This is a genomic window from Microcystis sp. LSC13-02, from assembly GCA_002282935.1.
Classification (GTDB): domain Bacteria; phylum Cyanobacteriota; class Cyanobacteriia; order Cyanobacteriales; family Microcystaceae; genus Microcystis.
Genome location: MTBT01000059.1, coordinates 21,047 through 28,342, shown reverse-complemented (window position 1 = coordinate 28,342; position 7,296 = coordinate 21,047). Strand labels below are relative to the sequence as shown.

The 7,296-nt window shown below is 40.6% G+C and carries 5 protein-coding genes; all 5 read left to right on the top strand.

The genetic code is table 11. The features are described from left to right. Positions 1–517: 517 nt before the first annotated feature. Positions 518–748, top strand: a complete 231-nt coding sequence (locus BGL89_RS03515; protein ID WP_061433385.1) for a type II toxin-antitoxin system CcdA family antitoxin — start codon at positions 518–520, stop codon at positions 746–748. A 212-nt stretch (positions 749–960) separates the two neighbouring features. Beyond that, a complete protein-coding gene (locus BGL89_RS03510) occupies positions 961–2,727 on the top strand; it encodes an N-6 DNA methylase (protein WP_286824466.1) in 1,767 nt (588 codons plus the stop codon). Continuing rightward, positions 2,724–3,446, top strand: coding sequence for a restriction endonuclease subunit S (locus BGL89_RS03505; RefSeq protein WP_002762203.1), 723 nt, complete (start codon positions 2,724–2,726; stop codon positions 3,444–3,446). The genes BGL89_RS03510 and BGL89_RS03505 overlap by 4 nt, the downstream gene beginning before the upstream one ends. A 228-nt stretch (positions 3,447–3,674) precedes the next feature. Further along, positions 3,675–3,992: a hypothetical protein gene (locus BGL89_RS03500; RefSeq protein ID WP_286824465.1), complete on the top strand. Its 318-nt coding sequence runs from the start codon at positions 3,675–3,677 to the stop codon at positions 3,990–3,992. Beyond that, positions 3,989–7,084, top strand: a complete 3,096-nt coding sequence (locus BGL89_RS03495; RefSeq protein ID WP_286824464.1) for a CHAT domain-containing protein — start codon at positions 3,989–3,991, stop codon at positions 7,082–7,084. Before BGL89_RS03500 ends, BGL89_RS03495 begins: the two co-directional genes overlap by 4 nt. Positions 7,085–7,296 lie beyond the last annotated feature (212 nt).

Sequence of the window (7,296 nt, the reverse complement as noted above, 5' to 3'; positions counted from 1 at the left end):
GTCTAGTCCGACTACACCTACAAGGCAAGCACTCTTAGGGACTACTCCCCAAGCGTAAATTCGGGTATGCCCTACCCTATTTAATTTTTTTTATCTCCCACCTATGCCGTACTTTTTTTGATTAGAGCAGTGAGGTATTGGGGCAACCCGAAATGGGTTGGTGACACTAGCTTTTGTCCAACGGTCAGTTCGCGTGTCACGACTACACATCTGATTTTCCGCTTACCAATCAGTTTAACACAAAGCCGTCCTAAAAGGGCGAGGCTTTAAACCCAATTTTTCGGTAAAGATAAAAAAAGCTAAACTGCAAGTATAGTCATGGTTTCGGCCTTGGATTCCCCTCTCGGCATCCACAGGAAACTATGGTAGGCTTGATTATGCTGACGAAATCAGGGAAAGGGCAATGGCTAGGGAGAAGATGTAAGATTTGTCCAAATCGGATTACCATAGATAAACTCTTGGATAAGAATCCTCGACTGACGGGTAGAATGATAGATAGCAATCATTAATAGAGCTTATGAACGAAAATGCTACACCGACTCAGCGCACGGCCGAGAAAGTTGAAATCGCTATTCACCTTGACTCGGAAGTTTTAGAACAGATTAAACACCTGACTAACGATCCTAGTCGCATTATCGAAACAGCGATTAAACAGTGGCTAAGAGGGGAAAGGGAACCGGATGAGGACTTAACCCGCCATCTTCGACGCAATCCTCCCGTACCCCCCAAAGGGGAATGGAATGACTAAGATTTTTCAGTCTCTAATAGGTTATTTCCCGACGGAGAGACTGAAATATTTTCTTAGGTTAACCATTGATAGTAATTGAGATTTTTTCCCCAACTAAGCTGGTTAATAGTAGTATTGCCTGTAACAGCAACGCAACGGTTTAAGCTATTTACCTACTGCTCTGGTTTGCAGTAGGCTTAGTTATCGTGTAACCCATAGGTGTATAGATTATTATGCCGTTGAATAAACAGGCTATCTTAGATGACATTTTTCGCAAAGCACCACCGTTGAACTCTGAGGACGACTGTGCTGAGAATGTTGTTATTCCTTTCATAATGAGGCTTGGTTACGACAGGAACCAGATACGTCGAAAAGTCTCAATCACTGGAACTTCAGGACATAGATTTAGAAAACAAGCTGATATCGTTGTTTATATTGGGGAACGTCCGGCTCTTGTGGTTGAAACCAAGCGTATTCAGCATCGATTGAGCGAGGAGGATGTTAACCAAGCGCTTTCCTATGCTCAACTTCTTGAACCATCTACACCAATTGCAGTTCTGACTAATGGACGTGATTGGGAGATTTATTATTTGGATAGAGACGATATTGGCGGATTAGAATCCGTTCCTGAACCGCAAGAGCTTGAAAGCACAATACTTACTGTCTCTAGCAATGTAGTTCAATTGGAAAAGCGACAAGCTGCTGAGCGACTTTTAGTAACTATTGAAAATAAAGGTGACTTAGAAATAGCATTTAGGGAATGTCGAAAAGAGTTAGCTAAAGAAGGACTCATTGCCGAGTCTGCATTTGATGAGCTAACTAAAATTCTCACTTGTAAGTTTAACGAAGAGAAAAGAGATGCTGAAGGCCTTGCACCCAATCGCTTTACATCTTCCTGGCTTCTTGGCAGTGGACCTCTAGCTGCTTTACAGCAAATGTTTACTGACGCAAAACAGACTTTTAATGTATTCCCTACGGGAACTAAAATTCAAATTAGAAGCAACGAAACTGTTGAAAAAATTGTTCGTGAATTAGAGCCTTTTGGTCTTTATGGTTTTAAGACACCACTTGGCTTGGCTGGAGCAGGAGGAGATGTAGTTGGTTCTGTTTATGAAGCCTTTCTTACTGGAACACTCCGAGGGGACTTAGGACAGTATTTAACCCCAAGACAATTAGTTGAGTTCATGGTTGAGATAGCTGATATAAAAATTGGAGAAAAAGTCCTTGATTTATCATGCGGAAGTGGTGGCTTTCTTATTAGAGCGTTTATTAATGTCCGCAAAAAAATTCGATTTCTTGATTCTAGCCAAGATGAAAAAGATCATTTAGTTAGTAATCTTGTCACGAATAATCTATGGGGAATTGAGATAAATCCTCGGTTAGCCACTTTATGTCGAATAAATATGATTTTACATGGTGATGGCTATGAACATATTTATACAGGAGATTCAATTAGAGAAGATGTTTTTGAGAATACAGATGGACGCAGAACTGATTTTTTAAATATTGAGCAAAATAACGCAGCAATGTTTGATGTAATTCTCATTAATCCCCCGTTCAATATACCCTATGAAGATTCTGCTACTTTAAACCGGTATTATCTAGGACGAGGTAAAGCTGCTCAAGGTTCAGACTATTTGGTTCTTGAGAGAGCAATTCGACTATTAAAGCCTGAAACTGGACGTTTGCTAGTTATTTTGCCCCATGGTGTTGCCAGCGGAGTTTCCGAGACTGAAGTTCGCAACTTTGTGAAATCTCGTACACATATTCATGGTTGTATAAGCTTACCTGTCGGATCATTTAAGCCGTTTGGGGGGTCTAATGCTAGAACCTGTGTTTTGTATCTCAAGAAGACTACTGGAGACAATAAAAAGCGTTTTTTAGCACAAGCAGAACACGTTGGCTATGACATTACCTCAAAATATTATAGAGAAACTGATCTCAATGATTTACCTGTTATCGCGGAAGCCTATCATAGAGTAAAACTAGAACTGCAATGACTATCGAGTTAATTAAACCAGACCCTTTAATATTAACAATCACTGAAGAATCAGCCCGTAGTATCGATACAGTTGATGCTGGTGCAGCTTATACACAATATTTGCATGAGCAAATAGGTGAGTTTGAACAGCAGCCTTTAGGAAACTTTGTAGATGTTGTATCAAGAAGCGTTAATCCACGCTCTAGTAGATATGCTGGTCAAATATTTGAATATATAGATTTACGAGAAGTAGATGATATTTATGGCTATATATTAACTCTTAAACTTAATCAAGGAAATGAGATTGGAAGTACAAAACATCGCTTTCAAAAGAATGATATTCTCTTCGCCAAGATCATGCCCAGCTTGGCCAACAAAAAGATTGCGCTAGTAACTCAAGATGTAACTAACGCAGTAGCTTCAACTGAATTTATTGTTTTGCGAAAAAAATCACAAGCCGAGATTAATCTTTATTACCTTTTTCGGGCTTTACGTTCTGATCATTTTACCCGACAAGCGACAGCAAACGTTACTGGTGCAACGGGGCGACAGAGAATTAGCCCGTCTAGATTACTAGAATTACAAATAATTGTTCCCCCAGAAGAGATTCAAACACAAATTGGAGATGCTGTCGAACAAGAGTTTACGCTAAGGACATTGGCGGCAGAACAATCAAAGAAAGCTGATGACTTAGCTCAGCTTGTACTTGGTAATCTAACTCTTAGAACCGACAGCTAGAAAGCGCGGAAGGTAGGTTGGGTTGACGACTGTTACCCAACACCCCATCCAATAACCAGGCAAAATCATTTATAATTATTTGATAATAGGACATTGGTTGGGTTTCGTGCTAAATTCGTTGAGTATAGGCTAGATATCAGGACAAGCAAAAGGTGGAATAGATAATCAGTTTTTAATAAACGGATTTAGCATCATTTTGCTTGGGTACTTACAGGAGGAACAAAACTGATGCAGATAGAAATTCAAGGAGCCGATGCTATCAAAGTTGCTCAGGATATCCTAGAGATGGAAGGGGTGCAAGGCAGCTACGAAGTTATCTCTGAAGTGGAGAGAGAGGGAACCCTTGCTACCATCGCCACCATCATCGGCATTATTAGCGGAACAATCGCCATCGCTGAGAAATTTTACCAATTAAAGCGAAAAATTGACTCTCCTGAAACCCCGAAGATCGAACGGGTGTTGATTGTCAGCAAAAACGGCGATCGCCTGCTGCTCAAAGATGCTACCCTAGAGCAACTACAAAAACTCTTGGAACAAGAAAAATGAAGATACTGCATATTGATCATCAGGAGAGCGGTAGCAATAGCGTTGAGTTCCGATTTTTCTGGGATAACCCTAACCAAACCCGTACCTACACAAGATTCCTGAATGAAATAGACAACCTAAGTGAAAAGGCTGTCACCGATTACTATACCCGTTTACCGGAAGATCACAGCAAAACAGGACAAGGTTTGTACCGATGGTTAGATGGTACGGAGCGCATCCTCCAGAGCGAATTAGATAGCCACCGGGGAGAGAAAATAGTTCTGGCTATCAGCACCAGCAACGGATTAGTCCATCTACCCTGGGAATTATTACACGATGGTCAGGGTTTTCTGGTGTCTAAGTATCCCGCTATTGTTCCCCTGCGGTGGATGAAAACCGGTAATGAAAGGCTGTTAACTGTGGACAACAACCCGCAGGATCGAGCCTTAAATGTAGTTTTCATGGCAAGTTCTGCTAAGGGTGTAACGCCTATACTAGACTTTGAGGCAGAAGAAGGGAAGATCCTCAAAGCAACTAGAGGAAAACCCCTATCTTTAACCGTTGAAGAGAGCGGCTGTATTCAAGAATTAGGCGAATTGATAGCCAGTAAAGATAGGGAATATTTCGATGTTATCCACTTGAGCGGACACGCCACCATCAAGGATCAGAAACCCTATTTTATTACCGAGACGGAATACGGAGATAGGCAAGATACCAGCGCCGAAGATATTGCCAGAGAATTACAGTTTAATTTACCCAAGCTTTTGTTTTTATCAGGGTGTCGGACAGGCTACTCCGATGGTGATGAGATCCTTTCGATGGCCGAGAAGTTATTAGAAAATGGGGCTAAAGCTGTTTTGGGGTGGGGTCAACCCGTCAGGGATAACGAAGCTGCTGACACGGCGGCCATCCTCTACGAAAAGCTTTCCCAAGGCTTTACTTTAAGCGAGTCGTTAGCTTTTGCCTATCAGAAATTATTGGGGAATCAGGCGAGGGATTGGCATTGTTTACGCCTTTATGTCCGGGAAAGTATCCCAGAAGCTTTGGTAAAGAGAGGACAGACAAAACCTTTACCTCCCGTATCCTTTGTTGACCAATTTGTGGACTCAGAAACGAAATATTTGCGGGTAGCCACACGGGAAACTTTTATCGGTCGCCGCCGTGATCTTCAGGATTGCTTGCAAGTGCTGAAAAAACCCTTTGATAATCCTAAAGCAATTCATAAGGCCGGCGTTTTTCTGCAAGGTTTTGGTGGTAACGGGAAAAGTACCCTCGCCGCTCGTCTGTGCGATCGCCTTCCAGACTATACTAAGCTTGTCTGGCATCAACAAATTGATCAAACTAGCTTGGTTAATACCCTAGCTAAAAAATTAGATCGTTCACAACGTCAAATCCTTCTGGATTCTAATGAGGAGCTAGACTATCGCTTAAGGGATGTTTTTGTTCAGTTAAACCAGCCTTTTTTGCTCATCCTCGATGATTTCGAGTGGAACTTGGAATGCCTTTCATCTAGTGATGACTATATCCTTAAAGCAGGGGTAGCTCCCCTATTACAAGCTCTAGTTTGGGCGATACAGGAAACTAATTACTATCATCGCCTGATTATTACCTCGCGCTATACCTTTAATTCCCCTCTATTAGAGAAATTTTATCATCTGAAGTCTTTGCCCTCTTTCAAATACAAAGAGTCCGATTTAGAAAAGAAACTGCGGCGGTTAGAGCATTTTAGTTCGGGTAAGATTGATAAAAACTACATAGAAAGAGCTTTAAATCTTGCTGATGGCAACCCCCGTCTGTTGGAATGGCTCAATAATGAGGTTTTAAGTTCAGGGAATATAGATACAAAGTTGCGGTCATTTGAGAATGAATCCGATGTTACTTGGCGCGATAAGATAGTCTGGCGGTTAGAAGAAAAACCTCAACTCTTGACGGATGAAGCTCTTGAAAAAGTGGTCAGTAATTGTCTTATTTATAACCTCCCTGTCCCTTTTGCTACTTTAGAAGCGGTTTGTCAATCTGTTCCCAACTATCAGAAAAAATTACAACAAGCACAGGATAAAGGCTTGATCGAGGTAATCTGCAATGACGACAGAGAAACCCTCTACCGAGCCTCTCACATCAAACATATTAACCCCCATATCGAGCTTCCCAAAGATGCAAGTAAGCTTTCTGCTTTAGCGGCAACAGCAGCCAAGATTTTAACTGAACTATGGGGAAATGAACAGAACAAAAACGAGGAAAGATGGGCAGAGATTTTCCGCTTGTCATTTGCTGATCAAGAAAATATTCACCGATTTAGACAAGGATTTTATTTGATGCTTTCTGTTATGATTCCAAATAAACAGAGTAACCGTAATGGCAGTGAAATAATTGATTCAGCCCTAGAAAGGCAACTTTTAAAAGCTAATTTTCAAATATCTCCTACACATTTATATAGTAAGCTAGATGAGTTTTTAAAAAAAGAGGATTGGAAATCTGCTGATGAAGAGACAGCTTGGATTCTATATCAGTTTCTTGTTATTAAAGGCAACCGAAAAGTTTATAAAATTAGAGAAAATTTCCCAGTTGAGGAAATAAAGAAAGTTGACGAATTATGGATTAAATATAGTTGTGGAAAATTTAGTTTTAGTGTGCAGAAGCGAATCTGGAAAGATTTAGGTGCAACTTTGTTTGATATTAAATATGGCTCACAGGAAAAAATAAAAGAGTTAATGACAATAGATGTCTGTAGAACAATTATCAGCTCTAATTATTTTTATTACGATGAAGGTGAGGATTTGAGAATATTACCCTCAGAACAAGTTAAGGAAAAACTATTAGAATTTCTCAGGGCAGATGACTCGTTAGAACTTAGCGAAAATAGAATCAGGAGAATTTTAACATCCATTTTTTCCGCTAAATTCGATAAGATAGTCAATTGGAAGCACTGGGGACATAATAATTTACCAGAATGGATAACTAAAAATATTTCTAAAGAGGAGGCCACAGAAGGCCAATTTCCTGTCAGATGTTTTACCCAAGACTTATATAACAGGGGATATCATAATGACATGGTTCGTCATCATCAGTTATTGTGGGAATTTGAGGATTTTTGGACTACTTTACCAGAATAATCCAAGTGGAATGCTAACCCCTAAGCTAGATTATCGGGTGCGCCCTTCGATAGTTCTGGGATTCCGATACCTGTCACCGAGGGGTCAACCATCGCCCCGATTTTTTTGTAGTATGCTTCCTGCTAGAAAGTTATGAGCAAGAAAATCTTTGTGTTCTTTGTGCCTTTGTGGTTCTTTCTTGCCCTTTTTGGTAATCTTCACTGCTGCCAGTA